General features: G+C 68.8%; 4 protein-coding genes (1 of these 4 cut by a window edge). All 4 read left to right on the plus strand.

Annotation, left to right across the window (positions count from 1 at the left end; translation table 11 throughout):
* Tightly spaced (each overlapping or abutting the next), the 4 genes in view from ODR01_RS06890 to ODR01_RS06905 form a layout consistent with a single transcriptional unit that may run on beyond the window.
* A complete protein-coding gene (locus ODR01_RS06890; RefSeq protein ID WP_316976890.1) occupies positions 1-2,226 on the plus strand; it encodes a type I polyketide synthase in 2,226 nt (741 codons plus the stop codon).
* Positions 2,223-8,735 (plus strand): type I polyketide synthase, encoded by a 6,513-nt coding sequence (locus tag ODR01_RS06895; protein ID WP_316976891.1) that lies wholly within the window; start codon positions 2,223-2,225, stop codon positions 8,733-8,735. The genes ODR01_RS06890 and ODR01_RS06895 overlap by 4 nt, the downstream gene beginning before the upstream one ends.
* On the plus strand, positions 8,732-23,857 hold the full coding sequence (locus ODR01_RS06900; RefSeq protein WP_316976892.1) for a non-ribosomal peptide synthetase: 15,126 nt from the start codon (positions 8,732-8,734) through the stop codon (positions 23,855-23,857). The genes ODR01_RS06895 and ODR01_RS06900 overlap by 4 nt, the downstream gene beginning before the upstream one ends.
* Positions 23,850-26,873, plus strand: the 5' portion of a protein-coding gene (locus tag ODR01_RS06905; protein ID WP_316976893.1) for an amino acid adenylation domain-containing protein. It continues 1,347 nt past the right edge of the window; only the first 3,024 of its 4,371 coding nucleotides appear in the window; it begins with the start codon at positions 23,850-23,852; its stop codon lies beyond the right edge, outside the window. The genes ODR01_RS06900 and ODR01_RS06905 overlap by 8 nt, the downstream gene beginning before the upstream one ends.

The raw sequence follows: 26,873 nt of genomic DNA on the forward strand, positions 1-26,873 counted from the left end.
GTGGCTCCGACAACCGAAAAAGAAGCGTTGAGCCAAGAAAAAGCGCTGGCCCAAGAACAAGAAGGTGTCGTCGCTGTCATCGGTATGGGGTGCCAATATCCCGGCGGTTGCGACTCTCCCGAAAGCTATTGGGCATTTCTCCGCCAGGGGGGCTTCGCCGTGTGCGAAATCCCGTCGGGGCGATGGCCGCAGGAGATTTATGACCCCGACTCCCACCGGCCGGGGAAAAGCGTCTCCCGCTGGGGCGGCTTCCTGCCCGATCCTTTTCCCGGCGCCTTCGACGCCGCCTTCTTCGACATTCCCCCCAAAGAGGCTCAAGCGCTGGACCCGCAACAGCGCCTGCTGCTGGAAACGGCGTGGCGGGCTTGCGAGGATGCCGGACTGGTCCCCGATCCCGCCAACGGACTGCCGGTCGGCGTTTTCGTGGGGATCGGCACCGCCGATTACCACGGCGCGCAACTGTGGCGGCCGGGCTTGACCGCGATCGACCATTTTACGGCCACGGGAGCCTCTTTTGCCGCCGCTGCCGGGCGGCTGTCCTATGTTTTCGGCTTCGAGGGGCCCTCACTGGCCATCGATACCGCCTGCTCGTCCTCACTGGTTGCCGTACATCAGGCCTGCCAGGCCCTGCGCCTCGGCGAATGCGAGGCGGCGCTGGTGGCGGGCGTCAACGCGCTGCTCACTCCCAACCTCTACGTCTGCCTGACCGCCATGGGCCTGATGTCCGCCGACGGGCGCTGCAAGGCCTTCGACGCTTCCGGCGACGGGTACGTGCGGGCCGAAGGGTGTGGCGCGGTGGTGCTGAAGATGGTGGACCGGTCCCGCCGGGACGGCGACCGCATCCTCGCGCTTCTCCGGGGCTCGGCGGTGAATCAGGACGGCCGCAGCAACGGGCTGACGGCGCCCAGCCGCCAAGCGCAGGCGCGGGTGATCGAACAGGCTCTGGCCCGGGCAGACCTGTTGCCACGCGACATCGACTACGTCGAAGCCCACGGCACCGGCACGCCCTTGGGCGACGTCATCGAGCTTCGCGCCCTGCTCGACACCTATGCGGCGGGACGGGACCCGGCGGCTCCCCTGCTGGTCGGCTCGGTCAAGACCAACATCGGCCACCTGGAGGCCGGCGCCGGCATCGCCGGACTGATCAAGGCCATCCAGTGCATCCGCCATGGCGAGATCCCCCCCCACCTCCATATGGACCGGCCGACGCCCGGGGTGAACTGGGCGGAGGCCCCATTGCAGGTGCCGACGTCCCTGACACCGTGGCCCCGCACCGGGCGGCCGCGGCGGGCGGGGGTCAGCGCCTTCGGCTTCAGCGGCACCAACGCGCACGTGATCGTCGAAGAGGCCGGCGTCGAGGAGCGGGTGGAAGCCCTGTCTCCAGGTCCCATCCTGTTACCCATTTCCGCCCGTACGCCGGCGGCGCTGGAGGCCCTCGCCGCCACCCTGGCCGAGTGGCTGGAGGCGTCGCCGCGCAATCTGGCGGATGTCGGCCTGACACTCGGCGCCGGCCGCACGGCCTTTGCCCATCGCCGGGCGGTGGTCGGCGCAACGCCGGCGGAGCTGGCGGCGCGATTGCGTGGCGAGACGGCGCTGTGGGCTGCTTCCGCCGACGAGGAGCCGATGCGCCGGAAGCTGGACGAGTTGGCTCGTCTGTGGACGGCGGGCGGAACGGTCGATTGGGACCGTCTCTACGGGCCCTTGGGCGCCCGGAAGACGGCCGTGCCGGGTCATCCTTTCGAACGCCAGCCCTATTGGCTGGACCCGGTGATGGGCGGCTGCGGCAACGCCGGCCCGGACGGGGCGGCTCCCGAGCCCGTCCCGGTTCCATCGACGGCGGGAATTTTGGCGAGAGGCAGTGCGCAGGCCATGCGGGCCTTCCTCGACGAGCGCGCCCGCCGGGTTCTCAGCGACCGGCCCCTGGCGCCCCTCGATCCCGATCTGGCCCTGCTGGAGCAGGGGTTCACCTCGATGATGGCCATGGAACTGCGCAAGACCCTGGAGACGGACCTGGCGATCGCGGTGCCCTCGACCTTTTTTTTCAACTATCCCTCGATCAATCGCATGGCCGAGTTCCTGTTGGGAGAGCTCCCGCAGCCCGTGAAGCCGCCACAGGAAGCGCCGGTTTCGATCTCCCACCAGGCTGCCGACGAATTCGCCTTCCTCGACGATCTCTCCGACGAGGACCTGGAAACCCTGATCGACCGTGAAGTGGACCGTCTATGAACAGCTCCCGGCCTCCCGAACGGTCTGGCGACGTGCTCAAAAAGACCTTCATCGCCCTGAAAAAGAGCCAGGCGCGCGTCCGCGAGCTGGAAATGCGTCAGAGCGAGCCGATCGCGGTCGTCGGCATGGCCTGCCGGTTGCCCGGCGGCGCCAACAATCCCGCCCTGCTGTGGGATCTTCTGAGGCGCGGCCATCACGCCTCCATTCCCATCCCGGCCGAACGCTGGGCGCACGAGCGTTTCTACGATCCCGACGCCGACGCGCCGGGGCAGACGCACGCGACGCACGCCAACTTCATTACCATGCCCATCGATGCCTTCGACGCCCCCTTCTTCGGGATCTCGGCCAAGGAGGCCGTCGGTCTCGACCCCCAGCAACGTCTGTTGCTGGAGGTGGGCTGGGAGGCCATGGAGGATGCGGGCATCGATCCCGCCGGCCTGCGGGGCAGCCGGACCGGCGTCTACGTCGGCATTTCCAGCGACGACTATTCCCAGGCCCATCGCCATTCGGGCCATCTGGATCTGATCGACGGCTACGCCCTGACCGGCAGCTGCTTTGCGCCGGCCGCCGGCCGGCTGTCCTACACCTTCGGTCTCGAAGGGCCGAGCATGGCGGTGGACACCGCCTGCTCGTCGTCGCTGGTGGCGGTCCACCTGGCGTGCCAGGGCCTGCGCGGCGGCGACGCCGACCTGGCCCTGGCGGCGGGGGTCAACCTCATCCTGTCGCCGGTTTTCCACGTCGCCTCCTCGAAGCTCGGCACCATCTCGCCTGACGGCCTGTGCAAGACCTTCGACAGTTCCGCCGACGGCTATGGACGCGGCGAGGGCTGCGGCATGGTGGTGCTCAGGCGCCTCAGCGAAGCGCAGGCGCGAGGCGACCGTATCCTGGCCGTGATCGAGGGCTCCGCCGTCAACCAGGACGGCAAGAGCAATGGCCTCACCGCCCCCAACGGACTGGCCCAGGAAAGGGTCATTCGCGAGGCCCTGGAACGGGCCCGTTTGGCCCCGGCCGACATCGGCTATGTCGAGGTTCATGGCACCGGAACGCCCCTGGGCGATCCGATCGAGGTCGAAGCCATTGGCCGCGTCATGCAGGGCCAGCGGGCCGCCGACGACCCGGTCATCCTAAGCACCGTCAAACCCAACATCGGCCACCTGGAGGCGGCGGCGGGCATCGCCGGGCTGATCCGGGCCGTCCTGTGCCTGAACCACGAGGAGATCCCGGCCCACCTGCACCTCAACAACCCCAATCCCCGGATCCCCTGGGGGCAGTATCCGTTCAAGGTGGCGACCGAACGCACGCCGTGGCCGCGTTCCGGCAAGCCCCGCCACGTGGGAATCAGTTCCTTCGGCTTCAGCGGCACCAACGCTCATCTCATCCTGGGCGAGGCCCCGCCGCCGCCGACCCTCGGCGCCGAACGGACCGGCACCCAGCTTCTGCCGCTTTCGGCCCGCACGGCCGAGGCTTTGCAGGCCCTGGCGCAGCGCTGGGTGGATTGGCTCGACGCGCCGTCGGCGGCTCTCGCCGACGCCTGCTTCACGGCCGGCGTCGGACGCAGCCACTTTACCCATCGCCTGGCCGCGACCGGCACCGGCGCGGCCGACATTTCGGCCGCGCTTAAGGCCTATCTGGCTGGCAAGGGCGTGCGTTCGCTGGCGGTCGGGGCGGCCCCCGGCTCGCGGCCCAAGGTCGCCTTCCTTTTCACCGGACAAGGGTCGCAATACGTCGGCATGGGCCGCCAGCTCTACCATGAGCAGCCGGTTTTCCGGGCCGCCATCGAGGCGTGCGACGAGGCCCTGCGCCAGCCGCTGGGGCGCTCGCTGATCGACCTCCTGTACGGCGAGGACGCCAGCGAGGAAGAACTGAAGCAGACCGGCTTCGCCCAGCCGGCGATCTTCGCCGTCGAGGTGGGCCTGGCCCGGCTCTGGCAATCGTGGGGCATCGAGCCCGACATGGTGTGCGGCCACAGCATCGGCGAATACGCCGCCGCCCATGTCGCCGGCATCCTGGACCTTAAAGACGCCTTGGCCCTGGTGGCCGAGCGCGGACGCCTGATGCAGCAGCTGCCTGCCGGCGGTGCCATGGCCGCCGTTTTCGCCGACGAGGCGGCGGTGGCCGCCATGCTTGCCGAGGTGGGCCCCAAGGGGGGCGGCGAGATCGCCGTTGCCGCCATCAACACGCCGCGCGAAACGGTGATTTCCGGCTCGGCAAAGGCCGTCGCCGATGTCATCAAGCGTTTCGAGGCCAAGGGGGTGGTTGCCCATCCGTTGCGGGTGTCCCACGCCTTCCATTCCCCATTGATGCGCCCCATTGTCGGCGCCTTCGAGGCGCAGGCGCAAACGCGGCGCTTCGAGGCACCCCAACTGCCGGTAATATCGACGGTCAGCGGGGTGAAGATTGCAGACGGCGCCTTCACCACCGCATCCTATTGGGCCAACCAGATCGAATCGCCGGTGCGCTTTGCGGCGGCGGCGGAGGCTTTGGCGGCCGCGGGGGCGACGATCTTCCTGGAGATCGGCCCGACCGCCATACTCACCGGCCTGGCGCGCCAGACCCTGTCCGCCGAGGGCCATCATTTCCTGGGCTCGCTGCAAAAGCCGGGAGAGGACGACCGGCGCCAGCTTTTGCAGAGCCTGGCCGTCCTCTATGCCCAGGGCGCCGACGTCGACTGGGCAAAGGTGTCCGAGGGCCTGGGGGCGCACAAGGCGGTCGTGCCGGGCTATCCGTTCCAGCGCAAGAGCTTCTACCTTTCCCCCATCGCCGATGCCGCCGTCGGCGGCGCCGCCGTGGCGACGGGACAGTCCCATCCCTACCTGGGGCAGCGGATCCAGTCCGCCGCGCTTCCCGCCGGCACCGTGCTCTACCAGGCCGTGTTCACCGCCGAGCAGCCGGCTTTCCTGAAAGACCATCAGATCTTCGGCAGGATCATCTCGCCCGCCGCCGCCCATCTCTCGATGGCTCTCTCGGCCGCCGGCGGGGGACGGATGCTGGAGGATGTGGCCTTCACGGCCCCCCTGGTGGTGGCCGACGGCCAGCCGCGCACGGTGCAATTGATCGTCGAAGAGGCCGGCCAGCCCACCTATCGGCTGTTGAGCCAGGAGGCGAACGAACCGGCCTCGCACTGGATTACCCACAGCACCGGCCGTTGGGCCCGCCCCTCGGCGGAGCCGCCGGCCTGCGTGGATTGGCAGCGCCTGCGCCAGGCGTGCCCCGGAACCATGACACCGGCCGCCTTCTATGCGCTGATCGAGACCCTGGGCTATCGTACCGGTCCCAGCTTCCAATGCATCCGCGAGATCCACAAGGGCGACAACGAGGCCTGCTGCCGCATCGAGGCGACCCACAAGGTCGACGACGAGGCCATCCATCCCGGCCTTATCGACAGCCTGCTGCAAACGGTCCTGCCGGCGTGCGAAACCTCCGCCGCCCACATGCTGACGGCGGAATCGGTGCTCATTCCCCTGCACATGGGATCGGTGCGGGTCCTGGGCAGCCTGGCCCAGCCGCTGTTCACGCACACCAAGGTCGAGGTGACCCGGGATTTGGTCAAGTGCGTGATCGTCGCCTACGATTCCCAGGGGACGGCACTGCTGGAAATCCGCGACTTCCTGTTGAAGCAGACCGACCGCAGCACGCTCTATCAGGAGACGCGGCTGGACGACCGCCGCCTGATCCATGTCCTGGATTGGCTGCCGGTGGCCCTGCCGGCGCCCGCCGAAGGGCGCGAGGAAAGCGGCTGGATCGTCGTTTCCGAAGGGGACGGCTGGGGGGGTGCGCTGGCCCGCGCCCTTGAGGAGGACGGAACCGAAGTCCTGACCCAGTCGCCGCAATCGCCGAGCCCCAAGGTGCTGCAAGTCTGGCTGACGCGGTCGAAAGCGAAGACCGTCAATCTGCTGTTCGCCGATCACGGCCGGGGGAACGATCCGGCGGCGGATTGCGAGGGCGTCTGCGCCCGTCTGCTGGCGCTGGTGCAGGCCATCGGCGGCCTGGAGGGACGGGAGCGCCTCAAGCTCTGGGTCCTGACCCGGCAGGCCCATTCGATGGTGCGGGAGGATCGTGCTGCGGGCACGCCGTGGCACGAAGGCCCGGCGCTGTGGGGTTTCGGCCGCGCCATCGCGACCGAGTTTCCCGAAATCTGGGGCGGGCTGATCGATGTCGAAGACCAGCCCGGCCCGCTTGCCGTGGCCGCCCTGCGGGCGGCGATCGCGGTGCCCGGGGGCGAGGATCATTTGGCCCTGCGTCGCGGCAACCAACTGTTCGCCCAACGCCTGGTCGCAGCGCAGCAGGTTGCTGCGGCCGACAAGGGAAGCTTGCGGCGTCTGCCCAAGGTGACCGAGACCGAGGCCTATTTCCTCGACAAGGGCCAGCGCCGGACGCTGGACGATCTGGTCTTCAGGGCCCGGCCGCGCAGACCGCCGGCCCCGGGAGAGGTCGAGGTCGCCGTTCAGGCATCGGCGGTGAATTTCCGCGACGTGCTGAATGCCTTGGGACAATATCCCGGCGAGGCCGGGCTGCTTGGCTTCGAGGCCGTGGGTACCATCGCGGCTTTGGGCGACGGCATCAGCGACCTGGCGTTGGGCGACACGGTGATCGTCATGGGCGCCGGCGGCTGCATCGCCAGCCACCTGACGGTTTCGCGAAGCCTGGTGGCGCTGAAGCCCCAGTGTCTCAGCGTGGCGGAGGCGGTGACGTTGCCGGCCACCTTCCTCACCGCCCGTTACGCCTTGACCCACCTCGGCCACATCAAGCGCGGCGAGCGCGTGCTGATCCACGCCGCTGCTGGCGGTGTCGGCCTGGCGGCGGTGCAGATGGCCTTGGCCGCCGGGGCCGAGGTCTTTGCCACCGTCGGCTCGGCCGAGAAGCGCGAGCACGTGAGGGCCATGGGCGTCGTCCATATCCTGAATTCGCGCACCACGGACTTCGCGGCGGAGATCCGCAAATTGACCGGCGGGAAGGGGGTCGACATCGTGCTCAACTCCCTGTCGGGGGAGGCCATCGCCGCCAGTTTCTCGGTGCTGGCCGAGAACGGCCGCTTTCTCGAAATGGGCAAGATCGGCATCTGGGACGAGGCGCGGGTGCGCGCGCTCAATCCGTCCTGGCTGTATCGCCCTTTCGATCTGGGAAGCGTGATCGATGAGGACGAGGCGCTCGTCACCGGCATGTTCCGTGACCTGCTGGCGGAAATGGAGGCCGGCACCCTCCGGCCTCTGCCCCAGGTCATCTTCCCCATGGCCGAGGCCGAGGAAGCCTTCCGCTTCATGGCCCAGGCCCGGCATATCGGCAAGGTGGTGCTGACCCGCGAGGACGAGCATCGCCGGGAACTGACGGAGGCCCACGGACTGGTGCGGCCCGATGGCGCCTACCTGGTTACCGGCGGATTGGGGGCTTTGGGGCTGCTGGTCGCCGAGTGGCTGGTGAGCGAAGGTGCGCGCCATGTCATCCTGACCGGCCGCCGGGCGCCGGATGCCAAGGCCCGGGCGGCGGTGGACGCACTGACCGAAAAGGGAGCCGAGGTCACCGTTGCCCTGGGCGACGTCGCCGATGCCGGCGACGTGGCGCGCATTCTGGGCCAGGCGAAGGTTCCGATGTTGGGCGTCGTTCATGCGGCAGGGTTGCTGGAGGACGGCATGATCGCCGATCTCGATCCCGGAAAATTCGCGCGGGTCATGGCGCCCAAGGTCAAGGGGGCGTGGAACCTGCACCAGGCCACCCGGTCGCTCAACCTCGACTTCTTCGTCCTCTTTTCCTCGGTGGCGGCGATCATCGGCAACCTGGGGCAGGCCAACTACGCCGCCGCGAATGCGTTCATGGATGGGTTGGCGGCCTATCGCCGCAAGCGGGGACTGGCTGCCACCAGCATCAATTGGGGCCCGTGGGCCGAGACCGGCATGGCGGCCGACCAGGAAATTGACCGCTTTTCCGCCCAAGGTATCCGCGCCTTGGCGCCGGCCCAGGGCCTGCGCGTTCTCAGGCACGTGCTGCGCGAAAACCTGCTTCAGCCCACTGTGGCGGACATCGATTGGCCCGCCTACGCCCAAGCCCACGGGATTGCCGGTCAGGCCGGACTGCTGGCCGCGCTCCTGGCCGCCACCGGTAAGGCCGGCGGCGAGGCCGCGGCCGCCGTCGCCGGCCGCGATATCGCCGAGGAACTGCGGGCCGTGCTGCCCGTCGAGCGCGCGGCCCTGATGCGGGACTACCTTCAGGTTCTGGCGCGGCAAACCCTGGGCTATGGCGACGCCGAAGCCATCGAGATCGACCAGCCGCTGGTCGAGCAGGGCTTCGACAGCCTGATGTCGGTGGACATGCGCAACCGCCTCAACAAAAGTCTCGGGCGTGCCCTGCCGGCGTCCCTGCTGTTCGACTATCCGACCCTGAACAAGATCGCCCGTTATCTCCTCGACGACGTGGTGCAACTGGGGGACGCCCCCGCGGCGGCCCCGGTTGCCTCGGCGGCGGCATCCGTGCTCGACGAGATCGACAACCTGATCGGACAGAGGAGCGAGGCGTGACCGGCGCGTCTGATGCACCCTATGTCGCGGCGCTGAAGCGGGCATCGGAGACCATCAAGGAATTGCTGGGCGAGAACGCGCGGCTGAGGCAGCGCTCCCCCATTGCGGTGGTCGGCGTCGCCTGTCGATTTCCCGCCGGCGGCAATTCGCCCGGCGAATTCTGGGATGTTCTGGCCGAGGGCCGGGATGCCGTGGCGCCCGTTCCCAAGGAGCGCTGGGATGTCGAGCGCTGGTGGGATGCCGACCCCGAGGCACCGGGCAAGCTCTACACCAGGACCGGCGCCTTCCTCGATGACGTCAAGGGCTTCGACCCCGCCTTTTTCAACATCACGCCGAAGGAAGCGCACGCCCTGGACCCCCAGCAAAGGCTGCTTCTGGAACTGAGTTGGGAGGCCTTCGAGGCGGCCGGCCAGGACGTGCGGCGTCTGGCCGGAAGCCGGACCGGGGTTTATGTCGGCCTCTCCAACTACGACTACGTCCAGGCCCACGTTCATTCCGGCGATCCGGCGCGCATCGATGCCTATTCCGGCAGCGGCGTCATGTTCAGCACGGCGGCGGGCCGGCTGTCGTACTTCTACGATCTCAAGGGCCCCTGCGTGACCCTCGACACCGCCTGTTCATCGTCCCTGGTGGCCCTCGATCTGGCGATGAAGAGTCTGCGCCGGCGGGAATGCGACGTTGCCCTGGCCGGGGGGGGCAGCCTGATGCTGTCGCCCGACAGCACGGTCGCCCTGTGCAAGGTGAAGGCCCTGGCCGCCGACGGGCGCAGCCGGGCCTTCGACGATGACGCCACCGGCTATGGACGGGGCGAGGGCGGCGGATTGCTGGTGCTCAAGCGCCTCGACGATGCCTTAAGGGCCGGGGATCCCATTCAGGCGGTGCTGGCCGGTTCCGCCGTCAATCATGACGGGCGCAGCAACGGGCTGACCGCTCCCAACGGCTTGGCGCAACAGCAAGTGATCCGGGACGCGCTGGCCGATGCCGGCCTCACTCCCGACGCCATCGACTATGTCGAGGCGCACGGCACCGGCACGCCGCTTGGCGATCCCATCGAATTCGGGGCGCTGAGCGCGGTCTTCGGCCGGCGGCCGCCGGGGCGGGACCTGTGGCTGGGCTCGGTCAAGACCAACATCGGCCATACCGAAGCCGCCGCCGGCATCGCCGGCGTGATCAAGGTCATCCTGGCCTTGCGGCACCGACGCCTGCCCAAAAGCCTGCATTTCATCCGGCCCAACCGGCATATCGACTGGGCGACGTCTTCCATCAAGATGGTGGATGAGGCCCGCGACTGGGAAAAAGGCGCCGGTCCGCGTGCCGCCGGGATCAGTTCCTTCGGGTTGAGCGGCACCAATGCCCATGTCGTCGTCGCCGAACCGCCGATGGCGGAGCCCGTGGCGGCCGTGGCGGGCCCCGAGCGGAGCCGTCACGTCCTGCCCCTCTCGGCGGCGACCGGCGTGGCTCTGCAAGCATTGGCAAAGCGCTGGCAGGCCCGCCTGGAGGCGGCCGATCCCGCCGAGATCGCCGATCTTTGCCACACCGCGGCCCGCCGCACGGCCCTGCGCGAGCGGCTGGCGGTGACCGGGGCGACGCCCGCGGACCTGGCGGCGGCGCTCTCCTCGCTGCCCGGCGAACGCTTCACCCGGCGTCGACGGTGCATCGGGGGCAAGGGCGTGGTCTTCCTGTTCGGCGGGCACGGCGAGGGCTGGATGGCGGCACGCGCGCTTGCCGAAACCCAACCGGCATTCCGCGCCGCCTTCGACCGCCATGGCGGGGATCATTACGCGCTGCAACGGGCCCTGGTGGACCTGTGGGCCGCGTGGGGCGTGCGGCCGGCGGCGGTGCTGGGCCATGGCGCCGGAGAGTATGCGGCGGCGGCGGTTGCCGGCCTGCTTGCCGGCGATGGGCAGGGGGCGCCGGTGCCCTTCTATTCCGGTGCGGCGGGCGGCCTGTGGCCGGGCCGGGACCCCCTGCCGGCCAAACACTGGCGGCAACGTCCCGCCCAGGTGGAGCCGTTGCAAAACGCCTTTGCGGCGCTGGTGCGGGACGGCTACGACGCCTTCCTCGAAATCGGCTCCGGCGACGAGGTGCTCAGCCTGCTGGGCCCGGCCGCCGGCGACAAGCCCGTCCTGCTGCTGAGTTCCCTGCGCCCGGGCGAGAGCGGGGACGGACCGCTGGCCGAGGGGTTGGCAGCGTTGTGGGAGCGCGGCGCCGAGATCGACTGGGCGGGTTTCGACGCCCCCTGGCCGCGCCGCACGCTCGAGGCTCCCACCTATCCCTTCCAAAGACAGGACTACTGGCTGGAGGTGGCACCCTTGCGTCCTGCCGCCGTCAGCGTCGCAAACACCCCGACGATCGAAGCGGCAAAACCTGCCGGTCATGCGAAAGAGGCGAGCGTTATGGAGCAGGCCGAGTCGATAACCCGCGACCTCATCGCCATCGTGGCCGAGGTCAGCGGATTTCCGCCCCACGAGATCAATCCCGACCACCATCTGACGGACATGGGGCTGGACTCCCTGATGCTCGTGAAACTCGGCCAGATGGTCGAGCGGACCTACGGCGTCGAGCTCAAGCCGAGCCAGTTGTTCGATGAACTCGGCACCGTGAACAGACTGGCTGCCCATCTCGAAGCCCAGGGAGCAAAGGCGGCCGCGCCGGCTTCTCTCGCCCCCGCGACGTTGCCCATGGCGCCGCCGGTTGCCATGCTGCCCACGGTGCCGGGCGTCTCGGCGGCGGGGCCGGGGCCCCTCGATCCGGCCGTGCCGCTGTTCCAGCAGCAGCTGCACTACATGGCCCAGGTGGCGGCGCAAAACCTGCAAAGCATGAGCGAACTGATCCGCCAGCAGATGGCCATGACGGGGCAGGCGGGCGCGCCGGCTCCCCAGCCGCCCCCGGCCGGAACCCCTCGCCCGGCGCGGGCCGCCAAAGCGGCGAAGGCGCCAAGGGAAGAGGCCATCGCCGCCATTCGCGGCATCAATATGGCGGGCGCCCGCCTGACCCCGACGCAGCAGGCCTTCGTTGCCGGCCTGGTCGCCGATCACGTGGCGCGGACCGGGCGCTCCAAGGCGATGACCCAGGAATCGCGCGCCGTCCTGGCCGACTGGAAACATTCGCTGTCCTTCTGGGGCCAGTTGAAGGAAGCCAAGTATCCGATCGTTTCGGCCCGCTCGGAGGGGGCGCGCTTCTGGGATCTCGACGGCAACGAATACATCGACGTCGCGCTGGGCATGGGCGTCCATTTCTTCGGCCATCGGCCGGCGTTCATCCATGAGGCGCTGTCCCGCCAGATGGCGGCCGGGCTGGAACTGGGCACCCAGTCGAAGCTGACCGGGGCGGCGGCCCTACTGGTGCACGAACTCACCGGCAGCGAGCGGGTGACCTTCAGCAACACCGGCTCGGAGGTGGTGATGATTGCCGTCCGCCTGGCGCGCGCGGTCACCGGGCGACCCAGGATCGTCATCTTCAAGGGTTCCTACCACGGCATTTTCGACGGCGTGCTGGCGGCAGATGACAACGGCGACGTCGTGCCCGTGGGCATCGGCACGCTGCCCGCCATGGTCGAGGACGTGATGGTCCTCGACTACGACTCGCCGGAGTCGCTGCGGATCATCGAGGAGAACGCCCACCAGATTGCCGGCGTGCTGGTCGAGCCGGTGCAAAGCCGCGATCCCGACCTTCAGCCCCAGGGCTTCCTCAAGAAGCTGCGGCGCGTCACGCGGGCGGCCGGAACGGCCCTGATCTTCGACGAGATGATCAATGGCTTCCGCATCCTGCCTGGCGGCGCCCAGGCGTGGTTCGGGGTCGAGGCGGACATCGCCGTCTATGGCAAGATCGTCGGCGGCGGCATGCCGGTGGGCGTGATCGCCGGCAAGGCGAAGTTCCTCGACTACATCGACGGTGGGGCCTGGGACTATGGCGACCGGTCGGGCCCGCATTCGCCGATGATCTATTTCGGCGGCACCTTCTGCCGCAATCCGACGACCATGGCCACCACCCATGCCGCGCTGACCCACATGAAAGCGGCGGGACCGGCCTTGCAGGAGGGGGTGAGCGCGCTGACCACCGGCTTCTGCGACCGGCTGAACCGGTGGCTGGAGACCCATCGGGTGCCGCTGCGGGCCAAGCATTTCTCGTCGCAATGGCGGCTGGTGCCGTTGGGCGACAAGGACCTGCAGCCGATCGAGATGGAACTGCTCTATCTGCTGATGATCGACCGCGGCGTCTATACGTGGGAACGCCGGATCTCGTTCTTCTCCACCGCCCACACCGAGGCCGATGTCGAGAAGGTGTTCGAGGTCGTCACCGGCAGCATCGAGGACATCCGCGCCGGGGGCTTTTCGTGGTCGGTCGAAGACTATCCGTCGCCACAGTTCACCCAGCTCTCGTCCGTGCAGCGGCGGTTCTATGCGCTGGGCCAGCGGGCGGGCGGGCAATTGCCCTATCACCTGCCGCAGGCCTTCTGGATCGACGGTCCGCTGGACATCGATCGGCTGGACGAAGCGTTCCGCACCATCATTGGCCGCCATGAGAGCCTGCGCACCAGCTTCGTGATGGTGGACGGCGAGCTTCTGGCCAAGCGCTGGGTCGAGCCGCGCTTCGAGATCGAACGCTTGCAGGCCGAAGAGTCCGATATCGACGCGGTGGTTGCGGCGTTCGTGCGGCCGTTCGATCTGGCCGCCGCCCCACTGCTGCGGGTGGCGACCGTCGAGGTCGGGCCCAAGCGTCACCTGCTGCTGGCCGACGCCCACCACATCGTCGCCGATGGCCTGTCGTTCAACGTCATCGCGGCCGAGCTGATGGCCCTTTACCAGGGTCAGGCGGTGGCGCCCGTCACTTACGACCTGCGCCATTGCCAGAACCTCGTGGATGCCGGTGGCGAGGGCGAGCGCGGCCGCGTCAACGAGGCCTTCTGGGCGGAACAGCTGGCGGGCGAGCTGCCGCTGCTGGATCTGCCGCTGGACCGGCCGCGCGGCGCCGAAGCCGACTTCACGGGGGATGCCGTCGACCTCACCCTGCCCGCCGAGGTGACGCGCCAACTGCGCAATCTGGGGCGCCAGTCGGGGGCGTCACTTTACATCGTCCTGCTGGCGGTCTGGAGCACGCTGCTGCATCGCTTGAGCGGTCAGGACGACATCGTCATCGGCGGCGCCGTCTCGGGGCGCAACAACCTGGACCTTGCCGCCGCCGTCGGCATGTTCGCCAATACGGTTGCCTTCCGGACCAGGCCCGACTCGCAGCTGCCGTTCCGCCAGTTTCTGGGGTCGATGGCCAAGACCTGCCTCGCCGTTTACGACCATCAGGATTACCCATTCGAGCACCTGCTCCGCCTCGATGCGAACCGGCCGCACGATCGCAACCCGGTGTTCGATGCGCTGCTTTCCTACGAAAATGCCAGCGAGCGGACCTTCAACATCGACGCGCTGACCTTCACCCGGCGCGACGTCACCCTGCCGGCCGCCATGTTCGACCTGGCGCTTGAGGCGATCGAGGAGCAGGAGAGCCTGTCTCTTCGCTTCAGCTTCGCCACCGCCTTGTTCGAGCGGGCCACCATCGAGCGCTGGGTGGCATCGTTCGAGCGCATCGTCGCCGAAATCCTCGGCGATCCCGACCGGCCGTTGGGTCGCATCGACCTGCTGGGGCCGGCGGAACGCCAACTCATTGCCGAATTCAACGATACCGCGGCCGACTATCCGGCCGGAGCCACCCTGCTCGACCTGTTTGCGGCCTCGGTGCGGCGCCATCCCGAACGGCCGGCGGTGTGCTGGGGCGAGACGACGCTGTCCTACGAGGCCCTGGACCGGCAGGCGACGGCCCTGGCCGCCAGGCTGGCCGCCCGGGTGGCCGAAGGGGCCCTGGTCGGCATCTTCCTGGAACGGTCCGAACAGGTGGTGGTCGGCATCCTCGCCGCTTTCAAGGCGGGCTGCGCCTATGTGCCGATCGAGGTCGATCGTCCCGCCGCCGTGATCGCCCATGTGCTTGAGGATTCGAACTGCCAGGCGGTGTTGACGACGGAGATCCTGGCGGCGCACCTGCCGGAGGCGCGACGGCACCTGGCTTTGGCGGTGGAGGACCTCGAAGGCGAGACGCCTGCCTTAGAGCTCCGCAGCCTGCGGCCGGAATCCATCGCCTATGTCATCTACACCTCCGGCACCACCGGGCGCCCCAAGGGCTGCCTGGTTTCGCACCGCAACGTGGTGCGCCTGATGGTCACCAGCCGCCATGACTTCGGGTTCGGCGCGGACGATGTCTGGCTTTCCGCGCACTCCTTTTCCTTCGACTTTTCGGTCTGGGAGATTTGGGGCGCCCTTGCCTACGGCGGCCAGTTGGTCATCGCCGGCCGGGACGAGATCCGCGACCCGGTGGCACGGCTCGCGCTCATCCGCAGCCATCGGGTGACCGTGCTCAGCCAGACGCCGGGAGCCTTCTATGGCCTGATCGAGGCGGAATGCCGCAATGCGTCCCACGATCTCGGGGACCATCTTCGTTATGTGTTCTTCGGCGGCGACAGGCTGGAGCCGACCTACCTGCAGTCGTGGGCGGCCCTCTATCCGCTTCAGCGGATCGGCTTGGTCAACCTCTATGGCATCACCGAGACGGCGGTGCATTCGACCTGTCATCGCGTCACCGATGCCGACGTCTTCGGCCCGCCCGGACGCAGCCTGATCGGCCATCCGCTGCCGGAAACCACCGTCGAGGTGCTGAGCCCCCTGATGGAGCTTCAGCCCGTGGGGGTGCCGGGCGAGATTTGGATCGGCGGCAGCGGGGTCGGCCAAGGCTATCTCAACCGGCCGGAGTTGACCCGGGAACGCTTTGTCGAACGTGACGGCCGGCGGCTTTACAAGTCGGGCGACGTCGGGCGGCTCCGGCCCGACGGGGTGCTGGAATACCTCGGCCGCAACGACCACCAGGTGCAGATCCGCGGCCATCGCGTCGAGATCGCCGCCGTGGTCCAGGAACTGCTTCGGCATCCCGATGTGGCGAAGGCATTCGTCCTCGATCGCGACGGAGGCCAGGGGATCAAGGAACTCGTCGCCTATGTGATCGGCAAGGAAAGCGGCGCGCCGACGGTCGAAACGCTGCGCTTCCACCTGGATCAGGCGCTGCCGGCCTACATGGTCCCCGGCCATTTCGTGGTCCTGGAGGCCTTCCCGCTGACCGCCAACGGCAAGATCGACCGCACCGCGTTGCCCGCCCCGGAAACGGCCCGGCTGGTGGCGGAGCGAAGCTTCGTGCAACCCCGGGGGCCGGTCGAGGCCCTGATCGCCCGGGTCTGGCGGGAGGTTCTGGCGTTGCCGCGAATCGGCGTCGAGGAGAACTACTTCGCCATCGGCGGCGATTCGATCAAGGCTCTGCAAATCGTCAGCCGCCTGCATCGGGCAGGATTGCGGGTGACCCTCAAGCAGATCTTCGAAGCCAAGACCATCGCCCGGCTGGCCCAGCAGGCATCGCCCGACGCGACCGTCCCGGCGCCTCTTATGCCGCCCGAGGGGCAAGGCTGCGCCAACGAGGCCGGCCTGACACCGATCCAGCACTGGTTCCTCGCCACCCACCGCCAGGACCCTGGCCACTTCACCAACGCGGTCCTGCTGGCCAGCGGGAAGCGGGTAGACGCGGCGGCGTTGCAAGGGGCGGTGGATCGGATCGTCGCCCACCACGGCGCCCTGCGCCTGTCCCTGGCGGCACAGCCCATGCGCCAGCGGGTGGCGGAACGTTTGGCCGTTCCCGTGGAAGTCGTCCTGGTCACGAGTTCGGCCATGCTGAGCGAACATGCGGCGGGGCTGCACAGGACCTTCGATCCGGCGCAGCCGCCCCTGCTGCGGGTGGTGCTCTATCGCCTGCCCGAAGGGGATCGGGTCCTGGTCCTGTGTCACCATCTGGTCATCGACGGGGTTTCCTGGCGCATCCTGCTGGAGGATTTGACCGAGGCCTATGGGGCGCTGGCGGCGGGCCTGCCCGTCCCCGAGCTTGCCGCCAGCCGTCCGTGGCTGGATTGGGCGGGCATCCTGGAAAGCTACGCCCGCAGCCCGCAGTTGCTGGCGGAAATCGATTATTGGAGCCGCAGCGAAGCGGTTGACGTTCCCGCCGTGCCCTGCGACTTCGAGGCCCCCGCCAACGAGGTGCGCGACCTCGCCACGGTGACCTTCACTCTGGCCGCCGCGCCGACCCAGGCCCTGCTGACCGAGGTGCAGCGTCGCCACGGGGTGCAGGTCAACGCCCTGCTGCTCACCGGTCTTACCCATGCCTGCAAGACGACGTTCGGGCTGGAGCGATTGCGGGTCCGTCTGGAAGGCCATGGGCGCGAAGAGATCGTGCCGGGGGCCGATTTCAGCCGCACCCTCGGCTGGTTCACCACCATCTTCCCGCTGGTGCTGGATGTGACGGGGGCGGCCGATGCGGTCTCGGCCCTGAAGCGCGTCGAGGCAAGCCTGACCGAGCTGCCCAGCAAGGGCATCGGCTACGGCGTTCTCAAGTACCTGACGCCCTGCGATCTCAAGCGCAATCTGACCTTCGGCGAGCTTCCGCAGATCGGCTTCAACTACATGGGGGAATTCGCCGACCAGTCGGCGGGCGGGTTCTCCCTGGCCCCCGAGGACACCGGGCCTCCCCGAAGCGAACGCCAGGCGCGCCAGGAGTTGATCGAGGTGGAAGCAGCGGTGACCGGCGGCAGGCTTTCCGTCACCGTCAATTACGGGCGCCGCCTGCATGCCGCCGAGACCATGGCGGCCTTCGCGGCGGCCTTCGAACGGGGGCTGCTACTGCTGGTCGAAAGCGGGGCCGCGAGCCTGCCTGTCGGCGTCCTGCAGCGGCTGGGGGTGGCGGCGGACGACATCGAAGCCATGATGCCGCTCTCTCCTCTCCAGGCCGGGATGCTGTACGTCGCACTTTCCGGGGATAATACGTCCTATTTCGAGCAGTTCACCTACCACTTGGCGGGCGAGCTGGACCCCGTGCGGTTCGAGGCTGCCTGGCAGGCCCTGGCGCGGCGCCACCCGCTTCTGCGGGCGGCGGTGATCGACCCGCCGGGCGAACATCCCCTACAGGTGATCCTCAAGGACCGGCCGATGCCCTTCGAGCGGCACGACCTCACGGCCCTGCCGGCGGCGGAGCAGGGTGCCGCCGTGGCGGCCCTGGCCCTGGCCGACCGCAAGCGCGGCTTCGACCTGGCGCGGGACCCGCTGATGCGCGTCGCCCTGGTGCAACTGGGGCCCAGGGACTTCGATGTCGTATGGAGCAGCCATCACATCATCCTCGACGGCTGGTCGATGGGCATCCTGCACCACGACGTGATGGAGCTTTACGACACCGTGGCGGCAGGGCGGCCCTGCCGGCTGGCGCCGCCGCCTCCGTTCGCCCGCCATCTCGATTGGCTGGCCGCCCAGGACCCGGAGCCGGCCCGCAGCTATTGGCGCCACTTGCTGGCCGGGTGCCCCGCCCCCTCCACCCTGCCCGGCGGCGACTATGCGGCCGGGCAGCAGGGCTATGAAATGCAGGAACATGCCTTCCTGCTGTCGGCCGAAGATACCGGCGGGCTGACGGGTCTGGCGGCCCGGTTGGAAGTGACCCTCAACACCGTCGTGCAAGGCCTGTGGGCCGTGCTGCTGGCCCGCTACAACGGATCGGACGACGTCATCTTCGGCGCCGTCGTTTCGGGCCGTCCGCCGGAACTGGCGGGCGTCGAGGAGATGGTGGGCCTGTTCCTCCAGACCATCCCGGTGCGCGTGAAACTGGATGACGGCACGACCTTCGCCTCGCTGGTTCGCCAGATCCAGGCCCAGGCGGCGGCGGGCGAGCCCTTCCATCATCTGCCGCTGGCCGAGATGCAGCGCCTGGAGGGCGCGCGGCGCACGCTCTTCGACCATGCGCTGGTGTTCGAGAACTATCCGTTCGATACCGGCGCTTCCAGCGGGCGCTTCCGGCTGGACAACGTGCGGGCGTTCGAGCAGATCCATTATGCGTTCAGCCTGATCGTTCATCCCGGCCCGCAGTTGGACGTCAAGTTCACCTTCAATCGCCACGTCTTCGCCGCCGCTGAATTCGCCAGGATCGAGGAGCATTTCCGGGTGCTGGTCGCCGGGGTGCTTCGTGCGGCGGACCGGCCGGTGGCGGACTTCGATCTCGCGGAAACGCCGGTGCCGGTGCCGACGACGGCAACCTCCGTGCCGCGCGGGGTCATGCTGGACCTGTTCGACCGCCAGGTGGCTTTGGGTCCGTCCCGACTGGCCATCGAGGCCGATGGGCAGGCGTTGACCTATGCCGCCCTGGACGAACGGGCCAACGGCTTGGCGCGGGTGCTCAAGGCCTTGGGCGTCGGCCCCTCCGTGCCCGTGGCGCTGTTCCTGCGCAACGGCATCGACTACGTGGCCAGCATCCTGGCGGTGCAGAAGGCGGGCGGCATCTTCGTGCCCATCGATGTCGACCAGCCCGAACGGCGGCGGGACAAGATGCTGGCGCGGGTGGAACCGCGGGTCGTCGTCACGGATCGGGCCCTGAAGGAAACGCTGGGATCGGTGAGTGGACACCTGGTCGTCTGGGGGCCGGAGGGGACGCTCGACCATCGCGCGGGCAAGGTGGAGGGACAGAGCCTCGAACTGCGGCCGCAGCCCGGCGATGCCATGTACGTGATGTTCACCTCGGGCTCGACGGGCGAGCCGAAGGCTATCTTGTCCAGCCACGAGGCCCTGCACCATTTCATCCTCTGGGAGCTGGCCGAACTGAAGGTGCGGCCGGGCGCGCGGGTGAGCAACCTCGCGCTCACCACCTTCGACGTCAGCCTGCGGGACATCTTCCTGCCCTTGGCCGCCGGCGGCACCGTGTGCGTGCCCGATCACGCGGCGCGCCGCGACATCCCGCGCCTGGCGGCGTGGCTGGCGGATGCCGGGGTCGAAGTCGTCCACGTGGTGCCCTCGTTCTTCCGGCTGGTGCTGAAGGAACTCGATCAGGCCCGTCACGCCTTGCCCCGCCTGGCCCATCTGCTGTTTGCCGGCGAAAGCCTGTGGGGCAGCGACGTCGCCCGGGCGCGCCAGGTCCTCGGGCCGGCCGTGGCGTTGCGCAATCTCTATGGGCCGTCGGAGACGACGCTGGCGAAATGCTGCATGGCGATCGGCGACGGGCCGGTCGAGCCCGGACGGATGCTGCCCATCGGCCGGCCCATCGACGGGACCCAGGTGCTGGTGGTCAAGGACGGGCGCCCGGCCGCAACGGGGGTCCTGGGGGAACTCTATGTTCTGCCGCCCTTCACGCCGTTGGGCTATTTCCGCGACGAGGCGGCGACGCGCCAGGCCTTTCTGCCGGCTTCGACCGTGACGGGGGGGGACGGCGTGCTCTATCGCACCGGCGATCTGGGGCGGGTGCGGACCGACGGAACGATCGAGTTCTGCGGCCGCCTGGACGGCCAGGTCAAGGTTAACGGCATTCGCATCGAACTGGCCGAAATCGAAAGCGCCGCCCGCTGCAACCCCGAAATCGATCAAGTGGTGGCCGTGGTGCACAAGCGCGCCGACGGCGACAACGCCATCGCCTGCTATTACACCGAAAAGCGGCCCCTCGATGCGGCCGAGCTGCGCGAGCGCCTGACTCTCGAACTGCCCCAGGGAATGATCCCCCAGTTCTTCGTGCGCCTGGAGGCCTTCCCGCTCAACCTCAACGGCAAGGTCGACCGCCGCAACCTGCCCAAGCCCGAGGAACTGATCGAGGACCGCATCCGCTACGAGGCGCCGGTCGACGCCGTCGAGGAAAAGGTGGCGGCGATCTGGGCCGAGGTGCTGGGTCTCAAGCGGGTCGGGGTGACGGCACCGTTCTTTGCCATCGGCGGCGATTCCCTGCGCGCCATGCGCGTCATCTCGCGGGTGAACCAGGCCTTCGAGCGCGACCTGACGCTGGCCGCCTTCTTCAAGGCGCCGACGGTGCGCGGCATCGCCTCCGCCTTGCGGCCGGAGCCGGCGCCGGCGAAGGAGGGACGCATTCCGTTGGCCCCCAAGGCCACCGACTATCCGCTCTCGCATGCGCAGCGCCGCCTGTGGGTGATGGCCCAGATGGGCGGGCATCCCGCGGCCTACAGCCTGCCCGGCGCCTACCTGCTGGACGGCAAGCTGGAGCCGGAGGCGTTGGTGGCGGCCCTTGAAGGGCTGGTCAAACGCCACGAGTCCTTGCGCACCGCCTTCGTCGAAATCGGTGGCGGACCGCGCCAGAAGATCCTCGACGATCCGGCCTTCGAGGTGGAGCGCCAGGACCTGTCCGCGGAAGCCGATCCCTTGGCGGCGGCGGCACGGCTGGCTGTCCAGCATGCCTCCCATCGCTTCGACCTCGGCCGGGCGCCGCTGTTCAAGGTGGCGCTCCTGCGCCTGGGCGCGGAACGCCATGTCCTTTTGGTGAACGTGCACCACATCGTCAGCGACGCTTGGTCGGTCAGCGTCATGATCGGCGAGATGTTGCGGCTGATGCGCGGCGACGACCTGCCGCCGCTGCGCCTGCACTACAAGGATTACGCCCTGTGGGAGGCAACGGACCTGCAAAGCCCGGCCGCGCTGAAGGCGAAGGCTTGGTGGCACAAGTCCCTGGCCGATCTGCCCGAGCGCCTGGAACTGCCCTTTGACCGGCCGTGGCCCAATCTTCCCACCTTCCAGGGTGGGCGGGTCAGCGTGGTTCTGCCGGCCGGGGCCATCGACGGGCTGCGCCAGTTCGCCCAGGCGGCCGGCGGCACGCTGTTCGCGGGGCTGTTGAGCCTGGTGATGGTGTTGTTGCACCGTTACAGCGGCCAGTCCGACCTCGTCGTCGGCACCCCGGTGACCAATCGGGACGACCCCGAACTGGAAAGCCAGGTGGGCTTCTATGTCAATACCCTGGCCCTGCGGCTGCGCCTCGAAAAGGACGACACGTTCGCCGGCCTCGTGTCCCGGATGTGGGATGGCCTGGCTGCGGCCCTGGATCATAGGCGCTATCCGTTCGACCGGCTGGTCGACGAGTTGAACCTGCCGCGCGACAGCCGCCGGCCGCCGCTGTTCGACGTCATGGTGGTGTTCCAGGACGCCGGCCAGCGCCGCTTTACGCTGGACGACGTCACCGTACGCCCCTTGGGCGAAGAACCGGACGTCGCCAAGTTCCCACTGTCCTTCGAATTCGTCGAGACCGACGAGGAGCTTCGCCTCAACCTCGAATATTCCACCGACCTGTTCGAGCGGGCCCGTGTCCTGAGGCTGGCCGGCCACATGCAAACCCTGTTGCAGGCCGTGGTCGCCGCCCCAACGGCACCGCTGGCCGCCATCGATTACCTCGGTGCCGACGAGCGGCGGCTGCTGACGGGGACGGAGACGGCGATCGCCCTTGATCTGCCGGCCGAGGCCACCATCCCCGGCGTTTTCGCGGCGTTTGCCCGGGCCCACCCGAAAAAGGTCGCGGTCGTTTACGAAGAGACCAGCCTGACCTATGGCGAACTGGACGGCCGGGCCAACGCCCTGGCCCGGGGCCTGAACAAGCAGCATGGTGTGAAAAAGGGCGACATCGTCGGGGTGCTGCTGGCCCGATCCGAGGTTTGGCTCGTCGCCATCCTGGGCATCCTCAAGGCGGGAGGGGTCTACCTGCCGCTCGATCCCACCTATCCGCAGGAGCGCCTGCGCCACATGCTGGAGGATTCGGGGGCCAGGCTGGTGATCGTGCAGGGCGCCGACGGGGCGTTGCCGGCGGGGCACGCCTGCCGGAGCTTCGATATCGCAAGCCTGGGCAGCAAGCGGGGCCGCGCCACCGGCCTGCCGGCACTCGATCCATCCGACCTCGCCTACATGATCTATACCTCAGGCTCCACCGGGCTGCCCAAGGGCGTCTTGTTGGAGCATCGCGGGGCGGTGAGCTTCGCCCTGGCCCAGCGCCATGAGTTGGGAATCGAACCCCGCCACCGGGTGCTGCAATTCGCGCCGTCGTCGTTCGACGCGTCGATCTCGGAACTGATCATGGCCCTGCTCAACGGAGCGACGCTGGTCATCGCCGGGCCGGACACCATTCGCGACACGCGGGCCTTCAGCCAATATCTGCGCCATCAGCGGGTCAATGTGGCAACCTTGCCGCCGACCTATCTCGGCTGTCTGGAGGACGACGATCTGGCGGGACTGGAAATCCTGATCAGCGCGGGCGAGCCACCGAACGCGGACCAGGCATTGCGGCTGGCCGGCAGGCTGGCGTTCATCAACGCCTATGGGCCGACCGAGGTCACCGTCTGTGCGACCTGGTACCGGGTGGACCCCGGGAAGGATCGCGACCGGCCGATTCCCATCGGGCGGGCGATCGCCAATGCCGAGGTGCTGGTTCTCGACCGGGAAGGGAACCTGGCGCCCGTCGGGGTGCCGGGAGAGATCCACGTCGGGGGCATCGGTCTCGCCCGGGGCTATCACAACCGCCCGGAACTGACCGCTGCCGCTTTCGTGCCTCATCCCTTCCAGCCCGGCCGGAAGCTCTATCGCACGGGGGATGTTGGGCAGGTTACGCCCGAGGGGAACATCCTTTACCTGGGACGCCGCGACAAGCAGGTGAAGGTGCGCGGCCATCGCGTGGAACTGGCCGAGATCGAGCGCGCGCTCCTGGGCCATCCGAAGATCGTCAGCGCCGTGGTCAGCCAGCACGGCCCCGACCTGGCGGCTTATGTCGTGCTCGACGGGCCGGCGTCGTGGGAGGAATTGCGCAGCATTCTGGCGCCGCGCCTGCCCGAGTACATGTTCCCCGCCTTCTGGGTGCGATTGGACAGCCTGCCCCTGCTGCCCAACGGCAAGATCGACTATGCCGCCCTGCCCAATCCGGTGAGGGCCGAGTCGGAGGAGGCCCACCGCGAAAGCGCCGAGGAGGTGCTGGTCGCCGGGATCTGGCGGGAGGTGCTTCGGCACCGCGAGTTCGGGCGCCACGACCGCTTCTTCGAATCCGGGGGAGATTCCATCAAGGCGATCCAGGTGGTGGGGCGCCTGCGGCAGGCCGGCTATGAGATCGACATGCGCGGCTTCCTTGAGGTGCCGACCGTCGCCGCCCTGGCGGCGCGCCTGAGGGGGACCAAGGACGCCGCGCCCCGGGTTGCCGCCGACAGCGGGCTGACGACCCACGTGGCCCTCAGCGAAGACGAGATCGGGGAGTTGCTGGACGGTGAATAAAGGCGTTCCCAAGCTTTCGCGGGAGAACGTCGAGGCGATCTACCCCCTGCGGCCGGTGCAGCAGGGGATGCTGTTTCACGAACTGTCCTCTCCCGGGGCGTCGCCCTATTTCCGGCAGATGTGTTTCCGGCTCAGCGGCAAGATAGACCCCACCCTCTGCGAGGCGACCTGGAACCGCCTGATGGCGCGCCATTGCCTGCTGCGTTCGGTCTTCGATTACGAGACGGCGGCGCAGCCGATCCAGATCGTCCTGAAGCATCAGGACGTCGAGTTCGGCTATCTGGACGTCGCCGGCCCGGATGCGACGGCCCGGGTCCTGGCTTGGCGGGAGGCCGATGCCAAGCGCGGATTCCATCTCAGGCGCGAGCGCCTGATGCGCGTGCAGCTTTTCCGGCTGGCGGACGATCGCTTCGAGATGGTGTGGAGCCATCCGCATATCCTGCTGGATGGCTGGTCGGGGTCCATCCTGCTGGGGGAATTCGCCCGACTCTACGCCGCGGCGCGCCAGGGCCGCATCCTCGACCTGCCGCCGCCGCCCCATCCGGGGGAATATCTCGCCGCCCTGGCTCGCCGCGATCCCGCCGCCAGCCTGGACTATTGGGCGGCATTGCTGGCCGGCTATGACGAGCCGGCGACGCTGCCCCGCGACCGTAGCCGGCCGGCGTCGTCCCCCGCCGCCCGGTCCGCCTGGCACAGTTTTCAACTGGAGCCGGGGCAGGCGGACGCCCTTGCCGCGCTCGCCAAAAGTCAGGGGGTGACGGCGGGAACGCTGTTTCAGGCCCTTTGGGGGCTGGTGCTTGGCGGCTGGACGGATCGCCAGGACGTGGTGTTCGGCACCGTGGTGTCCGGACGCTCGGTCGCGACCGCCGGGGTCGAAGAGCTGGTGGGACTGTTCATCAACACCCTGCCGGTGCGGGTGCGCTTTGAAAAGGAACAGAGCTTCGCCGCGCTGCTTCAGGATGTGCAGCAACAGGCCATCGCCGCGCTGGCCCACGACCATGTGGCCCTGGCCGATATCCAGGCCCGGTCGGAGTTGCGCCCGGGATTGCTCGACCATCTGCTGGTGTTCGAGAATTATCCCGAGGCCGAGGCGGGGGATGCCGAGACCGGCTTCGTGGTGACCGGCACCGAGAGCGAGGAGCAGGCCAACTACGATTTCGGCTTGATGGTGCACATGGGCTCCGCGTGCACCATCTCGCTGCCCTACGACCAGACGGTCTTCACCGCCGGGCGCATGGGCCAAGTCGAATCCCATCTGCGCCGTCTGATCGGGCAGGTGCTGGCCGATCCGTCGCGGTCCCTGCAAAGCCTGGACATGCTTGCCGAAGCCGAGCGGACGCGGGTCGAGGGTTTCGCCGAGGGACCCCGCACGGCTTGGCCGGAAGAGGCGAGCCTCGCCGATCTCTGGCATCGGCAGGTGGCACGGACGCCCGACCGGGTGGCCGTGGTGGCGGGCGGCGAAAGGCTCGATTATCGGGCCTTGGATCGCCTGGCTGAAGGCGTGGCCCGGCGCCTGCGCCAGGAAGGATTGCAGGCCGAGGAGATCGTCGGCGTGCTGGCCGAGAGGGGGTATGGCCGCATCGCCGCTCTGCTCGGCATCCTGGAGGCTGGCGGCGTCTATCTTCCCCTCAGCGCCGCCTTCCCCGACGACCGCCTGCGCTTCATCCTCGAGGATACCGGCTGCCGCAAGGTGCTGGCCGACCCCATGGGCGCCGGGCACCTCTCCGCCCTGGCGCCCGGCCTGGCCCGCCCGCTGGCTGGGGAGCCCGCCGAGGGACCGGAGCAGGGGGAACGCATTGCGGTTTCCGGGACGTCGCTTGCTTATGTCATCTACACCTCGGGCTCGACCGGCCGGCCCAAGGGCGTGGCCCTGGCCCATTCCGGCTTCGTCAACATGATCCAGGCCCAGATCGCCGGTTTTGGCGTCTGTCCCAACGACGCCGTGCTTCAGTTCGCCTCCTGCTCGTTTGACGCTTCGCTGTCGGAAATCTTCATGGCCCTGCTGGCCGGGGCGCGGCTTATCATCGCTCCCGAGGCGGCAGTTCGCGACGGCACCCGGCTGCTGGCGCTGATGGCGGCTGAAAAGGTGACGGTAGCGACCCTGCCGCCGTCGTATCTGCGGGCCCTGGACGGCGCCGACCTGGGAAGCCTGCGCGTCCTCATCACCGCCGGCGAGCCGCCCGACGGGCGCGACGCCCGCCACTATGCCCGCCGCCTGCGCTATTTCAACGCCTACGGCCCGACCGAAGCCTCGGTCTGCGCCAGCTGGCACGAGGTGGCGGCCGAGGCTCCCTATGCCGAGGGCATTCCCATCGGGCGGCCGGTCGCCAATACCCGAATGGCCGTCCTCGACCGCTGGGGCCGCGCCGTGCCCGTCGGCGCGCTGGGCGAGATCTGCCTGGCGGGACCGGGACTGGCGCGCCACTACCTCGGCCGGCCGGAACTGACGGCGGAACGCTTCGTCGACATCGGCGGGCGCCGCCACTACCGCACCGGCGATGCCGGGCGCTGGCAGGAAGACGGCACGCTCCTCTATCTCGGGCGGCGGGACGAGCAGGTAAAGCTCGACGGCCATCGCATCGAGCCGGGAGAAATCGAAAGCCTGCTGCGCGCCCATGCCGACGTGGCGCAGGCCGCCGTTCTGGTGCGCGGCGAGCCCAGGCGCCTGGTGGCCTATGTGGTCCTGCGCCGGCCGGTCGAGCCGGAGGCGTTACGCCGCCACTTGGCCAAGTCCCTGCCGGCCTGGATGGTGCCTGCGGCCATCGTGATGCTGGATGCGTTGCCGCGCACCGTGGCCGGCAAGGTCGACCGGCGGGCGCTGCCGGACCCGGCGGCGCCGGCATCGGCGGACGACACTCCCCTGACGGCGATCGAAGCGGTCGTCGCCGAGACCTTCGCCCAGGTCCTGGGCCGCGGTCCCTATGGACGGCGGGCTTCCTTCGCCGCGTCGGGCGGCGGTTCATTGCAGGCCATTCAGTTGCTGGCCCGGCTACGGCGCGGCGGTCTGGTGCTCGAC

It is taken from the genome of Shumkonia mesophila (assembly GCF_026163695.1).
Lineage (GTDB): Bacteria > Pseudomonadota > Alphaproteobacteria > Rhodospirillales > Shumkoniaceae > Shumkonia > Shumkonia mesophila.

Excerpts from the sequence above, each read along its gene's own strand:
- ODR01_RS06895 (WP_316976891.1), top strand. The coding sequence starts at position 2,223 with ATGAACAGCTCCCGGCCTCCCGAACGGTCTGGCGACGTGCTCAAAAAG.